We start from the raw sequence: 18,773 nt of genomic DNA, 5'->3' as shown, positions 1-18,773 counted from the left end.
ACTGCCTTTGATCTTATAAATAGCTGCCATTACGACCACGGCATGCATGGGAGGTTGCGCCGATGTGTGATTAAACTTGATTGCCAGTGGCTATCACCTACATCGCCAACGGCTGTCACCTGTATCGACAGCAGCTGTCATCTATAAAGGCAGGCAGATACGAAAGACCGAACCCTTGCCTTCTTCGCTCTCCACCTCGATACGACCGCCGTGAGCCATGACGATCTGATCGGAAATGAACAACCCCAAGCCAAGCCCGGCAACAGCGTGATTGCTCGATACTCGCTCGAATTGCTGAAAGATGCGCTTCTGGTTTTCAGCAGTAATACCGATGCCTTGATCCCGAACCTCAATGAAGGCTTCGCCCTCCCTGCTGTACACATGCACTTCAATCGGTTTGCGCGCACCGTAGCGCAGCGCATTGGTCAACAGGTTGGCAACCACTTGCTCGATACGGAACTCGTCCCAGACGCCGATCACCGGCTCTTCGGCAAACCGGGTGACCGTCGAATCGGCGGCGGCAATCTGTGCGGCAAAGCTTTCCAGCAACTGACAGACCAGTTCGCTCAAGTCAAACGGGCTCGGCCTGATCGACAGCTTGCCGGTACGAATTCTGGAGACATCAAGCATGTCTTCTATCAGGCGGATAAGGCTCTGAATCTGCCGCTCGTCGCGGTCGACCATTGCCCGCAGCTTTTCCATGGTGAACGCTGAAGCGTTGTCTTTGGCCAGGTGAAGTTTGCGCAGCTGGGTCTCCAGAATCAGACCGTTGAGCGGCGTACGCACCTCGTGGGAAACGATGGACATGAAGTCATCACGCATACGGATCGCGTGCTCCAGTTCGCCCTGGGTCGACTGCAGACGCTTGAGCAAGGCTTCCTGCTCCTGGCGACTGCGCTCCAGCTCTTCGACCTGTAGTTTCATGGCCTTGCGCTGCCGATACAGATCAACGAAAACATTGACCTTGCTCTTTACCGCATGGATATCCAGCGGCTTGTGCAGGAAGTCCACGGCACCACTTTCATAGCCCTTGAAGGCATAATTGAGCTCGCGACCGGCAGCGCTGACGAAAACGATCGGTATGCTCTTGGTCTTCTCGGTGCTGCGCATCATCTCGGCCAGCTCGAACCCGTTCATTCCAGGCATCTGGACGTCGAGGATGGCCAGCGCGAACTCGTGCTGCAACAGCAGTGACAACGCTTCGTCCGCCGAGAGTGCCTTGTAGACGAGTCGATCACCGCGCTTGATCAGCGCCTCGAGGGCCAGCAGGTTTTCCGGCAAATCATCAACGATGAGCAGTTTTGCCTGAATTTCACTTAACATGCGGTTCGTTCCAACTCGACCAGCAAGCGGCCAATATCGTTCAGGGAAAGAAGGTAATCCGGCGAGTGCAACGCCAGGCCCGCTTCGGGCATGGTCGACGCCTGGGCCTGCGAGGGGTCTTGAATCACCGTGAAACCACCATACTTCTTGATCTGCAGCAAACCTTGTGCGCCGTCATTATTGGCACCAGTCAGCAATACGCCAGCCAGTCGCGGGCCGTAGGCATCCGCGGCCGAACCGAACAAAATGTCGATACTGGGCCTTGAGTAAAACACCCTGTCTTCCTGACTCAATGACAGTGAAAAGTCAGACTCCACCGAGACGTGGTAACCCGCTGGCGCAACGTACAAAGTGCCCGGCACGATATCTTCCTTGTCATCGGCTTCCTTGACCGGGATCGCCAAGCGATTCTGAAATACATGGGCCAACTGGCTGCGCCGGTCATCGGGCAAATGCAACACCATCAATATAGGCAGACTGAAACCCGGCCGCAGATTTCTGAATATTTTCAGCAGGGCCTCTACACCCCCCGCTGACGCGCCTACGACAATAGCATCGACCACGGGCAACGGGCCGCAGGACAGGTCATCGTCAAAGGTGGTTCTCATAATTTCCGGTAGATCCGCTCGGGTTTCACCAGCGTCTCGAACGCCCCGCCGTAGGCAGAGAAATCCAGGGTTTCCTTACTGCCCAGCGCCAGAAAGCCGCGATGACACAGCGAGTCATGAAATAACCCGAAAGCTCGATCCTGAAGTTTTTTGTTGAAGTAAATCAGTACGTTACGGCAGGAAACAAATTGCGTTTCGGAGAATACACTATCTGTAGCCAGACTGTGATCGGCAAAAGTGACGTTCTCGCACAGTGTCTTGTCGAAGATCGCGTAATCGTAGGCAGACGTGTAGTAATCGGCGAAATTGCGCTGCCCTCCCGAGTTACGGTAGTTCTCCGTATAGGTGCGCAGGTTATCCATGGAAAAGATGCCCTGCTTGGCCTTCTCCAAAGAGCTGGGATTGATATCGGTCGCATAAATGATGGTCCGCTCCAGCAGCCCCTCTTCGCGCAATAGAATAGCCGTTGAATAAACCTCCTCACCCGTACTGCAACCGGCAATCCACACCTTGATCGACGGGTAAGTGCGTAGCACCGGCACGACCTCGTTGCGGATCGCCAGAAAGTGCGAGGGGTCACGGAACATCTCACTCACCGGGATGGTGAGAATCTGCAACAGCTGCATGAATGCTGCCGGGTCATGAAGCACACGCTCCTGCAGGGCCGAGATGGTCGCGCAATCGAACTGACGCAACGCATGGATCACGCGGCGCTTGATCGACGCACCGGAATAGTCGCGGAAATCGTAGCTGTACTGGAGGTAGATAGCCTCTATCAGCAGGCGCAGCTCGATCTCTATGCTTCGATCAAGGTGCATGATGCCATCCGTTTTTGCGCCCCGGAAAGCACGGCCACTGAGCCCTCATTCAAATGCGCTCCATCTTCGGCAGCCAGACGCGAATCAGTGAAAACAGTCGATCCAGGTCAATGGGCTTGGCCAGGTAATCGTTGGAACCTGCCTGCAGACAACGCTCCTGATCATCTTTCATGGCCTTGGCAGTAACGGCGATGATCGGCAGCTTGCGCCAGCGCGGGTCTTTGCGGATCTCGATGGTCGCTTCGTAACCGTCCATTTCAGGCATCATCACGTCCATCAGGACCAGATCGATGTCTTCGACCTCATTGAGCTTTGCAATCGCTTCAAGACCATTGCGGGCAATTTCCACCACTGCCCCCTTGTGCTCCAGGGCGCTGGTCAGGGCGAAGATGTTACGCACGTCGTCATCGACCACAAGGATCTTGCGCGCTTCAAAGACCTTGTCACGGCTGCGCGCGGTCTTGAGCATCTTTTGTCGCTCGTTGGACAGTTGCGACTCGACCTTGTGCAGGAACAGCGTGACCTCGTCCAGCAGGCGTTCAGGCGAGCGTGCGCCCTTGATGATGATAGAGCGCGAATATTTCATCAGCTCGGCTTCTTCATCACGGGTCATGTTGCGCCCGGTATAGACAATCACCGGCGGAAAGGCGCAGATGTCTTCCGTGGACATGCGCTTGAGCAGCTCATTGCCGAGCATGTCCGGCAGTTTCAAGTCGATGATCATGCAGTCGTAGACATTCTCGCGCAGCAGGTCCAATGCCTCCTGGGCAAAACCCACCGCAGTGATTTCAATATCATCGTCGCCGATAAGGCGAGCAATGCTGTCACGTTGCAGCGCATCGTCTTCGACCAGCAGGATGCGTTTGACCTTCTGGGTCAGTTTGGCCTCCAGCTTGGCGAATACATCCTTGAGCTCTTCGCGGGTGGTCGGCTTGACGGCGTAGCCAATGGCGCCCATGTGCAGCGCAGCTTCTTGGCGATCCTCGACCGAAATTACATGCACCGGAATGTGTCGGGTAGGTGCCAGCTCCTTGAGACGCTGAAGCACGGTCAGGCCCGAGTGATCCGGCAGGCGCATGTCCAGCAGGATCGCGTCCGGCGTGTAGCGTGACGCCAGGTTGAACCCTTCATCCGCGGCATGTGCGACCAGACAGTCATAGCCCAGCTCATGGGCCAGATCGAATAGGATCTGAGCGAAGCGCACTTCATCTTCGATGACCAGAATGCAGCGCCGCTGAAACGGTGCCTTGTCACGATCATCGGCAAACACGGCTACAGGTGTTTCCACCGGCACCGGGGCCGACTGCTGGATGACCGGCGCGGCAGGAACCGGCAACGATGGCGCGGGAGGCGCAAGCATGACCGCAGACTCATTGCCTGGCTCTTGAGGGCCTTGCTCGACATAGCTTTCCGGCAACACCAGGCTGAAAATACTGCCCTGCCCTGGCGCGCTGGTCACACTGATGGAGCCGCCCAGCAATGCCGCCAGATCGCGGGAGATCGACAACCCCAGCCCGGTACCGCCATAACGCCGGTTGGTGGTGCCATCTGCCTGACGGAATGCCTCGAATATACCCTGCTGATGCTCCTCGGCGATGCCGATGCCCGAGTCGCGCACGATAAACACGATGCCTGCACCCGGCTGGCGCGAAACGACCATGCTGACGGCGCCCGCTTCGGTGAATTTGATCGCGTTGGACAGCAGGTTCTTGAGAATCTGTTCAAGACGCTGGCGGTCCGTGAACAGCATGGTCGGCGCGCCTGCCTGTATGTCGACCGTGAACGCCAGCTTTTTCTCGGCGGCAAGCGGCTGGAACATGCTGCGCAGGCCTTCGACAAGACGAGATACGCTGCTGTTTTCCGGGCGCATTTCGAGCTTGCCGGCTTCAACCTTGGAAATATCCAGAATGTCGTTGATCAGGTTCAACAGGTCATTACCCGCCGAATAGATCGACTCGGCAAACTTGACCTGTTCGGCGGTCAGATTTTCGCCAGGATTTTCGGCCAGCAGCTTGGCCAGGATCAGCGAACTGTTGAGCGGCGTGCGCAGCTCATGGGACATGTTGGCAAGGAACTCGGACTTGTATTTGCTGGCGCGCTGCAGCTCGTCCGCACGCGCCTGCAACTCGGCCTGAGCGATGCTCAGTTCCTCGTTGTTGCGGTCCAGCGCATCACGCTGATCGGCCAGCGCCTGACTCTGATCGGCCAGCTGCTCGTTGGTCTGTTCCAGCTCGGCCTGCTGAGTTTCCAGGTGTGCCTGAGACTCCTTGAGAATACGCGACTGCTCTTCCAGCTCTTCGTTGGCCGTGCGTAATTCTTCCTGCTGCACCTGCAATTCTTCGTTGAGTTGCTGGGTCTCGGCCAGCACCTCTTGCAGACGCTGGCGATAACGGGCCGCTTCAATCGAAGTGCCGATGTTGTCCGCGATCAGCTCAAGAAACTCTAGATCCTGCTCGGTAAGCGGGCGCAGAAAGCCCAACTCGATCACCCCGTTGACCTGATCGTCATTGCTGGTAGGCACTGCCACAATGCTGCGCGGCGAGCCTTCACCCAAACCGGAAGCCACTTTGAAGTAATTTTCGGGCAGTTCATCCAGCGTGATGATCCGGTCCTGTTGTGCGGCCTGCCCCACAATGCCTTCATCGCTATGAATGGTCTGCTCCTGCTGCTCCTGTTCGCGAGAAAAACCGTAGGAAGCAGCACGCGTCAAGCCGCCGTGATCCTGGCGAATGTAGACCGCCGCCACCGACGCGCCCAGATACTGAGTCAGAAACTGAAGGATGTTTCGACCCAGCATATCGAGTGTCAACTGACCCAGTACCTGTTCGGCCAGTTCGCTCTGACCGTTGCGCAACCAGGCGACTTTTTGCAGACGCTCGGCATTGATTTCTTGCAGCCTGAGGTTTTCGCTGTAGGTGGCCGAAAGCGACAGCAAATCACGTCGTCCGATATACGCCAGGATAGCGCTGACAATCACCACGAATATCAGATACAGGCAGACGGAAAGAATGGTACTGCGCGTGACCTCTGCGTTGCGGGTCAACCGAAGTTGCTGTTCCATTTCGACAGCCTGATCGTACTCGGTGCGGATCTGATCAGTAATTCGCTTGCCACGTCCGGCCAGCACAGCAGTTTGATAGTCGCCGTTGTTGCGCCGCAGATTGATCATCTCCTGAGCAAACGCATTCCACTCCTGCTGCATCGTGGACAGACGCCTGAACCGGTCCTGTTGCGTCGGGTTGTCTTCGACCAGACTCTTGAGTCCGTCCAGCTCGGCAACCAGCAACGGTTTGGCGATTTCATAGGGGTCGAGAAAGTGTTGATCGCCGGTCAGCAGAAAACCGCGCATGCCGGTTTCCATGTCTATCGACAGTTTCATCGAACGGTTGGTGTTATTGATCACCCGGTCAGTGTGCTCGACCCACTGTATGGCCGTGAGCAGATAACTGATCAGCAAAATGAAGAAAACGGCGCTCAGTACCCCCACACCCAATGGCAAGCCGACGTTACGCCCCAGCAGTTTTCGAAAGCGTTGCTCATCGACAACAGACGTCCGATTCATGAAATATCCCTGACGAGTGGATCAAAACCGTAGAGTTTGCCGTAAACCCACGAAAAACACTCTTATTTCTGACATAGAGGATTGAAATTTCACACATAAATCGGTGATAAGCTCACGCACATATCGCGTTCATGACGTAAAGCCATCAATCACCCTCACAATTCACCGTATTTGTGCGCCGATTGAACTTCCACCCGGTTTTTATTTACTGATACAGGGACAGTATCAACAGTGGACAGGACGGCGCTCGGTTACTCTGAGCTGCCGGAAAAGGAAGCATGGCATTCCATGCTGTCTGCGCTATCACCATTTTTCAGGTTTAAGGAGTCAACAATGCCGGACACAGCCCGCACCATTCTCGTGGTCGAAGACGACGCCATTGTGCGCATGCTGATTGTCGACGTGCTCGAAGAGCTGGAATACAAGGTACTGGAAGCCGAGGACGCCACTTCAGCCCTGACTTTCGTTGTTGACGATACCAGGCACATCGACCTGTTGATGACTGATCAGGGGTTGCCCGACATGAAGGGCACCGCGTTGGCTAAAAAGGTCATCGAACTGCGGCCTCAATTGCCGGTACTGTTCGCCAGCGGTTACTCCGAGAACATCGATGTGCCGCCAGGCATGCATTCGATCGGCAAGCCTTTTTCGATCGACCAGTTGCGTGACAAGGTAAAAAGCATCCTTGACTGACATCAAAGCTGCTTTCAGTCACACCGACACGCACGCCAGTACACGTGTATTGATCATCGGCTACGTATGGCCCGAGCCACGCTCTTCGGCTGCCAGCGGGCACATGATGCAACTGATCCAATGCTTCCTCGAGCAGAACTGGCAGATTACCTTTGCCAGCCCTGCCACTGAAGGTGAACATAGGGCCGATCTGGTCAGCCTGGGCATCGAGGAAGTACGAATCGCGCTCAATGACAGCAGTTTTGACCTTTTTGTCAGCAGATTGCAGCCCGATATCGTTGTTTTTGATCAGTTCATGATCGAAGAGCAGTTCGGCTGGCGCGTCGAGCAACAATGCCCCGACGCCCTGCGCATTCTGGAAACGTCGGATTTTCAAAGCCTGCGCCATGCACGCCATCAGATGTTGAAGGACTCGCTGAACAGCGATTTCGCGGGTGATCCGAGCGATATCTGCGACACTTCAACGCCGGGGCTTTTCAAGCAGATCGCCTCCAGCGAGCTGGCGCAGCGCGAGGTCGCATCGTTGTATCGCTGCGACCTGAACCTGATGACATCCGACGTTGAAATGGCATTGCTGACCGGTTCCTTTGGGCTGCCCGCCTCGCTGCTGCACTGGTGTCCGCTAATGATTGACGGCGTTCCCGACAGCGTTCGGCCTTTTGCAGAGCGCGCGCACTTCCTCAGCATCGGTAATTTCCGTCACGCCCCCAACTGGGATGCGGTGCTATGGATGAAAACCGCAATCTGGCCGCTGATCCGTCATCAATTGCCTGAAGCGCAGCTGCATATTTACGGTGCCTACACGCCACCCAAGGCAACAGCGCTGCACAATGGCGCTCAAGGGTTTCATGTGAAGCACTGGGCTGAAGATGCGTTGCAGGTCATGTCATCAGCACGCATTTGTCTCGCGCCGTTGCGTTTCGGTGCCGGCATCAAGGGCAAATTGATGGATGCCATGCTCTGCGGCACTCCGTCAATCACCACTGTGATCGGCGCAGAAGCCATGAGCGGCGGGCTGCCGTGGCCTGGCGTCATCGCCGATAACCCGAAAGACATCGCTGATGCTGCGGTCAGACTCTATCAAGACCAGACCCGCTGGCTAGAGGCGCAGAACGCCGGGCTGGCGATGCTGCAGGCGCGTTACCAGCATCGGCAACACTGTGCGAGCCTGATCGAGCGCATTCAGACCCTTCGTAACCAGTTGCCCGAGCATCGTCTGGCGAACTTCACCGGCGCCATGCTTCGCCATCATCACCACAAGAGCACCAAGTACATGGCGCAGTGGATCGAAGCCAAGAACCGTAACAAGGCTGAAGATACGGTCTAAGCTGGTTTGCGCAGCAGATAGGTATCCATGATCCACCCCCTGCGGTCGCGCGCTTCGGCGCGCAACAGCTTGATCTGCTCACACACGTCATCGAGCCTGCCAGACACCAGTATCTCGTCCGCGGTGCCCAGATAAGCGCCCCAATAGATATCCAGCCCCTGCCCGACGTAACGCTCGAATGTGCACTGTGCATCCAGCATCACCACGACATTGCTGTGTTGCTCAAGCGCTGCCGCCGCCAGGCGTCGCCCTGTGGTGATGTGAATCGACTCACCAATACGATTGAGCGGTATCCGGTGTTGCGCCACCAGGCTCTGGACACTGGTGATGCCGGGAATCACCTGATATTCGAATGTTTCCCTGCCGCGCGCCAATACGCGGTCAAGGATGCGCATGGAGCTGTCATACAGTGACGGATCGCCCCAGACCAGAAATGCACCAACCTGATCTGCGCCAAGCTCATCGGTCAACAGCCGTTCGAACAATGCAGCGCGCTGCTCGTGCCAACTTTCGATACCCCGCTCGTAGGCATCAGGGTCGCCTTCGCGCCGAGGGTCCTGAACCTGTACCAGACGATAGTCCTGATGAGTGATATGCCGTTGGCAAAGCGCTTTGCGCAGGCGCAGCAGCTCATCGTCGACATAGCCCTTGTCGAGGATGAAGATCACGTCGGCACGGTTCAGCGCAGCAATGGCCTGCAAGGTAATCTGCTCGGGATCACCGGCCCCCATGCCAATCAGCAGGATCTGTTTCATCGGATAACCACTCCACTGTGGCAAATCATGTGAGACGGCTGATCGTAGGTGATTTTTGTCAGCGACCGGGCATTGAAGCTGAAAATCAGGCACATTATCGTTCTGGCAACTGCTGAACACGACATAGCCATGAGTAAAACAACAAGAATCGCCGACCCTTCCTACGAATTGATGGACGACCACAACGGGCTGTCGATCATTTATCGCGAGCACGGATTCCCCTGTCCGCTGGTGCGCTGGCACTTTCACAAGGAATACGAGCTGCATTTGATTGTGGCCAGCTCAGGCAAGGTATTTGTCGGCGATTACATCGGCAATTTCAACCCTGCCAGCCTGTTTCTGACCGGCCCCAACCTGCCGCATAACTGGATCAGCCAGATCGATGAGGGTGAAGTTGTGGCCAAACGCGACATGCTGGTCAACTTCACCGATGAACTGCTGGAAAGTGGCAATCAGGTGTTTGCCGAACTAAAAACCCTGACGCCATTACTGGAACGCGCCCGCTACGGCATCGAATTTCGCTGCAAACGTACGATTCGTCAGGCCATGAAGCTGATGCAGAAGATTGCCGACTCACGTGGCATCACCCGCCTGGGTCATTTCTTCATTCTTCTCGAGTTGCTGGCGGCCAGCGACGACTATCAGTTGCTCTCTGGCACTGCGGTCGCCCATACGGCTGACGAGCACAGCGTCGATCGCACCAACCGGGCGGTGGATTACATCTTTGCCCACTATGGCCGGGAGCTGCCGCTGGAGGAAGTGGCCGAGTATCTGGGCATGAAGCCAACCTATTTTTCCAGAGTGTTCAAGCAGGCCACGGGGCGATGCTTTGTAGAGTTCGTCAATCGACTGCGCATCAGCAAGTCGTGCGAATTGCTGGCTGATGGCGACAAACCGGTCACTGATGTGTGCTTTGAATCCGGGTTCAACAATATCTCCAATTTCAATCGGCGCTTCCAGCAACTCAAGGGCATGACGCCTTCGCATTATCGCCGCCTGGCCGTGCAGCGCCTGACCGAACAAAACCTGTACTGATTCACCCTGCCCTTGCGCCTATCGTCTACGCTGCAGTTGCGGCGAAGCCAGCCTATGGGCGATTCGGCTCTATCGGCCTTTCGTGCATCAGTGCAAAAAAGTATCAGTCAGAGTGCGGCGCAGGATTTGTCTTTCCGACCGAACGCCGGTGTAATCAATCCACATCTTCCTCACCTCCGGAAGAGAAAAAAACAATAACCATCCTTCTACTGCTCACTGGGCGTGGAAGAGGAGTGATCAATGAAGAACTCAGCAAAACTTCTGCTCGCCAGTTCCGTCCTCAGTACCTGTTTCGTCTTCAGTGGCAGCGCCACGGCAGGCACCGTGACCATTGCCACGGTCAACAACAGCGACATGATTCGCATGCAGCGCCTCTCCAAGACCTTCGAAGAAAAGCACCCCGACATCAAGCTCAACTGGGTCGTGCTGGAAGAGAACGTCCTGCGCCAACGACTGACCACCGACATCGCCACCAAGGGCGGTCAGTTCGACGTGCTGACCATCGGCATGTACGAAGCCTCACTCTGGGGTCAGAAAGGCTGGTTGCAGGAAATGAAAGACCTGCCTGCCAGTTACGAGCTGGACGATGTGTTCCCTTCCGTGCGTGACGGCCTGTCGGTGGACGGAAAACTGTTCGCCCTGCCGTTCTATGCTGAAGCTTCGATCACTTACTACCGCACCGACCTGTTCAAGGCGGCCGGCCTGACCATGCCAGAGCGCCCTACCTGGACGCAGATCGCCGAGTTCGCCGGCAAACTGACCGACAAATCCAAGGAACAGTACGGTCTCTGCCTGCGCGGCAAGGCTGGCTGGGGCGAGAACATGGCGCTGATCACCACGCTGGCCAACGCCTTTGGCGGACGCTGGTTCGATGAGAAGTGGACGCCACAGTTCGATCAGCCAGAGTGGAAGAATGCGCTGAACTTCTACGTCAACACCATGAAGCAGTCCGGGCCGCCGGGCGCCTCCAGCAACGGTTTCAACGAGAACCTTGCGCTGTTCAACAGCGGCAAGTGCGCCATCTGGGTCGACGCCAGCGTTGCCGGTTCGTTCGTGACCGACAAGAAGCAGAGCAAAGTGGCCGACAGCGTCGGCTTCACCTACGCACCGCATGAAGTAACCGACAAGGGCTCGTCGTGGCTGTATTCGTGGTCGCTGGCGATCCCGACCAGCGCCAAGAACACCAAGGATGCTGCCGAGTTCACCCAGTGGGCCACCTCGAAAGAGTACGCCAAACTGGTTGCCGATACCGACGGTGTGTCCAACGTACCGCCGGGCACCCGCGCCTCGACCTACACCGACGAGTACAAAAAGGCAGCGCCGTTTGCCAACATCACGCTTGAGTCGTTGAAAAAGGTCGATCCCAAGTCGCCAACCCTCAAGCCCGTGCCTTACGTCGGCATTCAACTGGTCACCATTCCCGAGTTCCAGGCCATCGGCACCAGCGTCGGTCAGCAGTTCTCCGCAGCACTCATAGGTCAGTCCACTGTGGATCAAGCCTTGCAGAATGCGCAAACAGCGACTGCACGTGACATGAAACGAGCGGGTTACCCGAAAAAGTAACCGTCCTGTACCAGGGTGAAGGCCAACGCTTTCGCCCTGCCGCTCACCTGTGCAACAACTCTGGTGCAATCCGGTTCGGAGCTCCCCATGAATACCTCAGCCTCCCCTGAACGCACGGACCTGTCCGGCGAACAGCAACCGCTCAAAAGCCGTCGATTCAAGCCGGGCTGGTTTCTGGTCAGTCCTTCAGTGGCGCTTCTGCTGGTGTGGATGATCGTGCCGCTGGGCATGACCATTTATTTCTCGCTGATCCGCTACAACCTGCTCTCCCCCGGCGAAAACGAGTTCGTCGGGCTGGAGAACTTCCAGTATTTCGTCACCGACAGCGGCTTTCTGCCCGGTGCCGGTAACACCTTGCTACTGGTCGGCAGCGTGCTGGCGATCAGTGTAATCCTCGGCGTGCTGATTTCGGCGCTGCTCGAAGCCAGTGAGTTTTTCGGTCGTGGCATCGTCCGTGTGCTGTTGATCTCGCCGTTCTTCATCATGCCCACGGTCAGTGCGCTGATCTGGAAAAACCTGATTTTCCACCCGGTGTCCGGCGTACTCGCGGCGGTGTGGAAGTTCTTTGGTGCGCAGCCCATCGACTGGTTTGCCCATTACCCGATGCTGTCGATCATCATCATCGTGTCCTGGCAATGGCTGCCGTTCGCGATTCTGATCCTGATGACCGCCATGCAGTCGCTGGACCAGGAACAGAAAGAGGCGGCGCGTCTGGATGGAGCCGGCCCCATCGCGATCTTCTGGCACCTGACCCTGCCGCACCTGGCACGTCCGATTGCCGTGGTGGTCATGATCGAGACGATCTTCCTGCTCTCGGTGTTCGCTGAAATATTCACTACCACCAATGGCGGGCCGGGCTTTGCCTCGACCAACCTGGCATACCTGATCTACATCCAGGCGCTGCTGCAGTTCGACGTCGGTATGGCCTCGGCGGGCGGACTGATCGCCGTAGTAATCGCCAACATCGCGGCGATCATCCTGATCCGGATGATCGGCAAAAACCTCACCGACAAGTCATGAGGACCTTGCCATGATGACCCTCAAACAATCACGCCGCCTGCAAAGCCTGCTACTCGGGAGCTTGTGCTGGCTGATCGCTGCGCTGGTGTTCTTCCCGATCTTCTGGATGGTGCTGACCAGCTTCAAGACCGAGATCGACGCCTTTGCGACGCCGCCGCAATTGTTCTTTACCCCAACGCTGGAAAACTACCTGCACATTCAGGAGCGCAGCGATTACTTCCATTTTGCCTGGAACTCGGTGCTGATTTCCTTCAGCGCCACCGCCCTGGCCATGCTGATCGCCATTCCTGCGGCGTATTCCATGGCGTTCTTCGAAACCAAACGCACCAAAAGCACCCTGCTGTGGATGCTCTCGACCAAGATGCTGCCGCCAGTGGGCGTGCTGATGCCGATCTACCTGCTGGCCAAGACCTTTGGCCTGCTGGATTCGCGGCTGGCGCTGATCATCATCTACACGCTGATCAACCTGCCGATCGTGGTCTGGATGATCTACACCTATTTCAAGGATATTCCCGGTGAGATCCTTGAGGCCTCACGGCTGGACGGAGCCAGCACCCGCCAGGAGATCTTTCGCGTGCTGATGCCGATCTGCAAGGGCGGGCTGGCCTCTACAGCACTGCTATCGCTGATCCTGTGCTGGAACGAAGCGTTCTGGTCACTGAACCTGACCTCGTCCGCAGCGGCACCGTTGACGGCACTGATCGCCTCCTACTCCAGCCCCGAAGGGCTGTTCTGGGCCAAGCTGTCGGCGGTCTCGACCCTGGCGTGTGCGCCCATCCTGATTTTCGGCTGGATCAGTCAGAAACAGCTGGTTCGCGGCCTGTCGTTCGGCGCTGTCAAATAGCCCGCCTCAAAGAACAAGAAGGAATCCAACATGGCTAACCTGAGCATCCGCAACCTGCAAAAAGGCTTTGATGGTCATCAAATCATCAAGGGTATCGATCTGGACGTGAATGACCGCGAGTTCGTGGTCTTTGTCGGGCCTTCGGGCTGTGGCAAATCCACCCTGCTGCGGCTCATCGCCGGGCTTGAGGAAGTCACCTCGGGGACCATCGAACTCGATGGCCGCGACATTACCCAGGTCACGCCGGCCAAACGCGATCTGGCGATGGTGTTCCAGACCTACGCGCTTTACCCGCACATGACGGTAGGCAAGAACCTGTCATTCGCGCTGGATCTGGCGGGTGGCGACAAGGCCGAGATCAAGAAGAAGGTCGATGAAGCCGCGCGCATTCTGGAACTCGGCCCGTTGCTGGAACGCAAACCCAAGCAGTTGTCCGGTGGGCAACGACAGCGTGTTGCGATTGGTCGAGCCATCGTGCGCAACCCGAAGATTTTTCTCTTCGATGAACCATTGTCCAACCTCGACGCCGCGCTGCGCGTGCAAACCCGCCTGGAGCTGTCGCGCCTGCACAAAGAGCTGCAGGCCACGATGATTTATGTGACCCACGACCAGGTTGAGGCCATGACCCTGGCCGACAAGGTGGTCGTGCTCAACGGCGGCAAGGTCGAGCAGGTCGGCTCGCCGCTGGAGCTTTATCACCACCCGGCCAATCTGTTTGTCGCAGGCTTTCTCGGCACGCCGAAAATGGGCTTCCTCAAGGGCAAGATCAGTCGAGTGGACAACGCCGGCTGTGAAGTCGAGCTGGATGCCGGAACGCGCATCAGTCTGCCGGTCAATGGCGCAGGACAGAGCGTTGGCGCGGCTGTAACGCTGGGCATCCGCCCGGAACACCTGAACCTTGCCCAGAGCGAAGATTGCCAGTTGCAGGTGATTGCCGATGTCAGCGAACGTCTTGGCAGCGACACCTATTGCCATGTGCGCACCCGTTCGGGCGAGGCGCTGACCATGCGTATTCGTGGCGACCTGGCCAGCCAGTACGGCGAGACGCTGAACCTGCACCTGGACAGTGCCCAATGCCACCTGTTCGACGCTCAAGGTCTGGTGATTGCCAAAGCCTTGCAGACTGTCGCCGCCTGAGTTCCGGAGAGCCCTTCATGAAACTGACCAAAAACAATCTGTCCCGACTGGACGCCGACATTGCCCTGCCCGCCTACACCGTCGAAAGCACTCGCCAGGGCATTGCCCATATCGGCGTTGGCGGCTTCCATCGGGCGCATCAGGCGTTTTACACCGATGCACTGATGAACAGCGGCGAAGGCTTTGAATGGAGCATCTGCGGCGTCGGTCTGCGCCCTGAAGACAAAGCCGTACGTGACGCACTGGCGCAGCAGAACTATCTGTACACGCTCTACGAACTGGGCGACACGCCAGATACCGAAACCCGCGTCATTGCCTCGATCAGCGGCATGCTGCTGGCCGAAGACAGCACTCAGGCGTTGATCGACAAGCTGTCCAGCCCGGACATCCGCATCGTCTCGCTGACCATCACCGAAGGCGGCTATTGCATCGACGACAGCAATGGCCAGTTCATGGCGCATCTGCCACAGATCCAGCATGACCTGGCACACCCGGACCAGCCAAAGACGGTATTCGGCTTCCTCTGCGCTGCACTGGCGCGCCGCCGTGCCGAAGGTACGCCAGCCTTTACCCTGATGTCCTGCGATAACCTGCCGCACAATGGCGCAGTCACTCGCAAGGCGTTGCTGGCGTTTGCCACCTTGCGCGATGCCGATCTGCATGACTGGATCAAAGACAACGTCAGCTTCCCCAACGCGATGGTCGACCGCATCACCCCCATGACCAGCGCTGCTCACCGGCTGAAGCTGGCGGACGAGAAGCACATCGACGACGCCTGGCCGGTGGTCTGCGAACCGTTCGTGCAATGGGTGCTGGAAGACAAGTTCGTCAACGGTCGCCCAGCCTGGGAAAAGGTCGGCGTGCAGTTCACCGATGATGTAACGCCCTATGAGGAAATGAAGATCAAGCTGCTCAACGGCAGCCACCTTGCCCTGACCTATCTAGGCTTCCTCAAGGGTTATCGTTTTGTCCACGAAACCATGAATGACCCGCTGTTCGTGCGCTACATCCGCGCTTACATGGACCTGGACGTCACGCCGCAGCTGGCGTCGGTGCCGGGCATCGACCTGGAAGGCTATAAAGACACACTGATCGAGCGCTTTTCCAACCAGGCGATCGCCGATCAGCTGGAACGGGTCTGTTCGGACGGTTCGTCCAAATTTCCCAAGTTCACTATTCCGACGATCAATCGTCTGATCGTCGATCAGGGCAATTTCGAGCGAGCCTCGCTGGTCGTTGCCGCGTGGGCGCTGTATCTGAAGGGTGTGGACGAGAACGGCACGACCTACAAAATTCCCGACCCGCGCGCCGAGTTCTGTCAGGCACTGGTGGCCGACGACGAGCTGATTACCCAGCGGCTGTTGCAGGTTGAGGAAATATTTGGCGTTGCCATTCCGAAATCAGCCGAGTTTGTCGCAGCGTTCGAGCAGAACCTCAATGACCTGCGCACGCTGGGCGTCAGTGGCACGCTGGAAAAACTTCTGGCCAACCGCCTTTGAGGTGCGCCCATGTTTCTTGGAATTGACTGCGGCACCCAGGGCACCAAGGTGCTGGTGCTCGATACCGAAAGCGGTACTGTGCTGGGCGAGGGTTCGGCCTCGCATAGCCTGATCAGCGACCATAACGGCCGCCGCGAGCAGGACGTCGGGCAATGGCTGAACGCGCTGCAACAGGCCACCCGCGATGCCTTGGCACAGTCTGGCGTGTCGGGGCAGCAGATTCTCGGCATCGGCGTATCGGGCCAGCAACATGGTCTGGTGCTACTCGATGCTCAAGGTGAGGTGCTGCGCCCGGCCAAACTGTGGTGCGACACTGAATCGGCCCCGGAAAACCAGCGCTTGCTGGATTACCTGGGCGGCGCGCAGGGTTCCCTGCAACGCCTTGGTCTGGTCATTGCGCCGGGCTATACCGTGTCCAAACTGCTGTGGACCAAGGAACAGTACCCGCAGCTGTTTGAGCATATAGACAAGGTGCTGCTGCCCCACGACTACCTCAACTATTGGCTGACCGGCCGCTGCTGCACTGAATTCGGAGACGCATCGGGCACCGGTTATTTCAATGTGCGCACCCGTGAGTGGGACCTGCCGCTGCTCGCGCACATCGACCCGAGCGGCCGTCTGGGCAAGGCGCTGCCGCAATTGGTGCAAGCACACGAAGCGGTTGGCGTGCTGCGTCCTGAAATCGCCCGACTGCTGGACCTGAACCCCGCCGCACTGGTGTCCAGTGGTGGCGGCGACAACATGATGGGCGCCATTGGCACGGGCAATATCCAGCCCGGTCTGATCACCATGAGCCTGGGCTCGTCAGGCACTGTCTATGCCTACGCCGATGAGGCGCGGGTCAGCGAACATGAGTCGGTCGCTACCTTCTGCTCATCCTCCGGTGGCTGGTTGCCATTGATCTGCACCATGAACCTGACCAATGCGACCACGGCTATTCGTGAGTTGTTCGCTCTGGATATCGCCGGGTTCAACCAGGCCGTCGCCCAGGCACCGATAGGGGCCGAAGGCGTGCTGATATTGCCTTTTCTGAACGGCGAACGTGTGCCCGCTCTGCCCGATGCCACCGGCAGCATCGTCGGCCTGGACAGCACCAATCTGACCCAGGCCAACCTGTCCCGCGCCGTGGTCGAAGGCACCACCTTCGGCCTTCGCTACGGATTGGACCTGCTGCGCGACAGTGGTATCAAAAGCGAGAAAATCCGCCTGATTGGCGGCGGTTCCAAAAGTGCGGTATGGCGGCAGATCGTAGCTGACATCATGAATACTCCGGTGATCTGCACCGACCACGCAGAAGCCGCCGCGCTGGGCGCGGCCATTCAGGCCGCATGGTGCTGGTCGCACGCCAACGGTAAGGCTGAGGGCCTGCAGCAACTGTGCGAACGCTGTGTAAGTCTCGATCAAAGCAGTGAGACGCACCCCGTGGTGCATAATGTGGCCGCCTATCAGCAGGTCTATCAGCGTTATCAGGCGCAACTGCGCAAGGTTTGAACCGTTTTTTCATGGAGCACTTATGTTTCTGGTTTGTGGCGAAGCACTGTTCGATATTTTTACCCGCGCTGATGACAGCGGTTCCCTGAACAGATTGGGGTTTGATGCGATTGCCGGCGGCTCTCCATTCAACGTTGCGATCGGACTGCGCCGCCTGGGTGTGGAGGCAGGCTTCTTTGCCGGGCTGTCCACCGATTACCTGGGCCGCCGTCTGCGTGCCGTGCTGGAAAAGGAAACGGTCAATACCGATCACCTGGTTGAGTTCGACGCGCCCACGACACTGGCCATGGTCGCCGTGGGCAGCGACGGCTCGCCGACTTACAGCTTTCGCGGCGACGGCTGCGCGGACCGGCAGTTGCGCCTTGAACATCTGCCGGAACTCGATGCGCAGGTACGCGGCATTCACGTCGGCTCCTTTTCGCTGGTGGTGCAGCCGATTGCCGACACACTGCTGGCGCTGGTCGCCCGCGAAAGTACGAAACGCCTGATTTCACTGGACCCCAACGTGCGCCTCAACCCGGCACCGGACATTCAGCGCTGGCGCAGCCAGGTCGCAGCGTTCGCCGAACATGCGCACCTGATCAAGGTCAGTGACGAAGACCTGCACCTGTTGTACCCGGACAGTGACCCACAAAAAATCGCCGAAGGCTGGCTCGGCAAGCGTACGCAACTGGTCATCGTCACCCGCGGCACGCAAGGTGCCAGCGTCTTTACCCGGCAGCATGGTACTTGGTCAGTGCCGGCAAAAACGGTGGTCACCGCCGATACCGTCGGGGCCGGGGATACTTTTCAGGCGGCGCTGCTGACCTTCCTCAGCGAGCGTCAGCTCGATACGCCACAAGGCTTGTCGACGCTGTCACGGGAAACCCTGGACGAGATGCTGAATTTTGCCGTCGGCGCAGCCGCGCTGACCTGCACAAAGGTCGGGCCGGATCTGCCGTATCGGCATCAGTTGGGGTGATTCAGTTTTCGACGAGAAACAAAAACAGCGGTACATCCGCAACATGTAACGCATGAACTAAAGTCTTCGTGAGCAAGCTCACTCCCACATTCCGAACCTGTTCCAAGCGGGAGAAGTTTCAGGATTCACTCCCATTT

Annotated in this window: 15 protein-coding genes; 10 read left to right on the top strand and 5 right to left on the bottom strand. The window is 57.6% G+C overall.

The annotated features are described in order from the left end of the window. Positions 1–141: 141 nt before the first annotated feature. The 4 genes from RYB66_RS06535 to RYB66_RS06520 are packed head-to-tail and all read right to left on the bottom strand — an operon-like array spanning position 142 to position 6,311. On the bottom strand, positions 142–1,323 hold the full coding sequence (locus RYB66_RS06535) for a hybrid sensor histidine kinase/response regulator (protein WP_002553643.1): 1,182 nt from the start codon (positions 1,321–1,323) through the stop codon (positions 142–144). Further along, positions 1,317–1,931, bottom strand: coding sequence for a chemotaxis protein CheB (locus RYB66_RS06530; protein ID WP_002553642.1), 615 nt, complete (start codon positions 1,929–1,931; stop codon positions 1,317–1,319). Before RYB66_RS06530 ends, RYB66_RS06535 begins: the two co-directional genes overlap by 7 nt. Then, complete coding sequence (locus RYB66_RS06525; RefSeq protein WP_004658107.1) at positions 1,928–2,749, bottom strand: CheR family methyltransferase; 822 nt, start codon at positions 2,747–2,749, stop codon at positions 1,928–1,930. Before RYB66_RS06525 ends, RYB66_RS06530 begins: the two co-directional genes overlap by 4 nt. A 49-nt stretch (positions 2,750–2,798) precedes the next feature. Continuing rightward, entirely contained in the window at positions 2,799–6,311 is a 3,513-nt protein-coding gene (locus RYB66_RS06520; RefSeq protein WP_316894090.1) for a response regulator, read from the bottom strand. A gap of 333 nt (positions 6,312–6,644) precedes the next feature. On the opposite strand from RYB66_RS06520, the gene RYB66_RS06515 reads away from it, so the two are divergent. Together RYB66_RS06515 and RYB66_RS06510 are read left to right on the top strand one after the other, a co-directional pair. Then, positions 6,645–7,004, top strand: coding sequence for a response regulator (locus tag RYB66_RS06515; protein WP_002553639.1), 360 nt, complete (start codon positions 6,645–6,647; stop codon positions 7,002–7,004). Continuing rightward, positions 6,997–8,331 (top strand): glycosyltransferase family 4 protein, encoded by a 1,335-nt coding sequence (locus tag RYB66_RS06510; protein ID WP_316894088.1) that lies wholly within the window; start codon positions 6,997–6,999, stop codon positions 8,329–8,331. The genes RYB66_RS06515 and RYB66_RS06510 overlap by 8 nt, the downstream gene beginning before the upstream one ends. On the opposite strand, the gene cobF is transcribed toward RYB66_RS06510, so the two are convergent. Next, entirely contained in the window at positions 8,328–9,086 is a 759-nt protein-coding gene (gene cobF / locus RYB66_RS06505; RefSeq protein WP_316894086.1) for a precorrin-6A synthase (deacetylating), read from the bottom strand. The two genes, RYB66_RS06510 and cobF, sit on opposite strands and share 4 nt — an antisense overlap. Before the next feature lie 129 nt (positions 9,087–9,215). Here cobF and RYB66_RS06500 point away from each other — a divergent pair, with 129 nt between their 5' ends. The 8 genes from RYB66_RS06500 to RYB66_RS06465 all read left to right on the top strand — a co-directional run bounded on the left by RYB66_RS06500 (position 9,216) and on the right by RYB66_RS06465 (position 18,636). Further along, positions 9,216–10,121, top strand: a complete 906-nt coding sequence (locus RYB66_RS06500) for an AraC family transcriptional regulator (RefSeq protein WP_002553636.1) — start codon at positions 9,216–9,218, stop codon at positions 10,119–10,121. Between the two features lie 240 nt (positions 10,122–10,361). Next, a complete protein-coding gene (locus tag RYB66_RS06495) occupies positions 10,362–11,684 on the top strand; it encodes an ABC transporter substrate-binding protein (protein WP_003434156.1) in 1,323 nt (440 codons plus the stop codon). Positions 11,685–11,771: 87 nt separating this feature from the next. Then, positions 11,772–12,704: a carbohydrate ABC transporter permease gene (locus RYB66_RS06490; protein ID WP_002553634.1), complete on the top strand. Its 933-nt coding sequence runs from the start codon at positions 11,772–11,774 to the stop codon at positions 12,702–12,704. 10 nt (positions 12,705–12,714) lie between these two features. Further along, positions 12,715–13,548 carry a carbohydrate ABC transporter permease gene (locus RYB66_RS06485; RefSeq protein WP_316894083.1) on the top strand — a complete coding sequence of 278 codons (834 nt, stop codon included), beginning with the start codon at positions 12,715–12,717 and terminating at the stop codon, positions 13,546–13,548. A 30-nt stretch (positions 13,549–13,578) separates the two neighbouring features. Next, the gene (locus RYB66_RS06480; protein ID WP_010202752.1) at positions 13,579–14,685 is read left to right on the top strand and encodes an ABC transporter ATP-binding protein; all 1,107 of its coding nucleotides are present in this window, start codon (positions 13,579–13,581) and stop codon (positions 14,683–14,685) included. A gap of 17 nt (positions 14,686–14,702) precedes the next feature. Further along, the gene (locus RYB66_RS06475; protein ID WP_316894081.1) at positions 14,703–16,184 is read left to right on the top strand and encodes a mannitol dehydrogenase family protein; all 1,482 of its coding nucleotides are present in this window, start codon (positions 14,703–14,705) and stop codon (positions 16,182–16,184) included. 9 nt (positions 16,185–16,193) lie between these two features. Next, positions 16,194–17,675, top strand: coding sequence for a xylulokinase (gene xylB, locus RYB66_RS06470; protein WP_016982067.1), 1,482 nt, complete (start codon positions 16,194–16,196; stop codon positions 17,673–17,675). Positions 17,676–17,697: 22 nt separating this feature from the next. Continuing rightward, positions 17,698–18,636, top strand: a complete 939-nt coding sequence (locus tag RYB66_RS06465) for a carbohydrate kinase family protein (RefSeq protein WP_057401403.1) — start codon at positions 17,698–17,700, stop codon at positions 18,634–18,636. Positions 18,637–18,773 lie beyond the last annotated feature (137 nt).

Origin of the sequence: Pseudomonas syringae group sp. 243L2 (assembly GCF_032587875.1) — a bacterium.
GTDB classification, from domain to species: domain Bacteria; phylum Pseudomonadota; class Gammaproteobacteria; order Pseudomonadales; family Pseudomonadaceae; genus Aquipseudomonas; species Aquipseudomonas amygdali.
The sequence above is the reverse complement of the archived record's forward strand: the minus strand, read 5'-3'. Positions and strand labels throughout refer to the sequence as shown.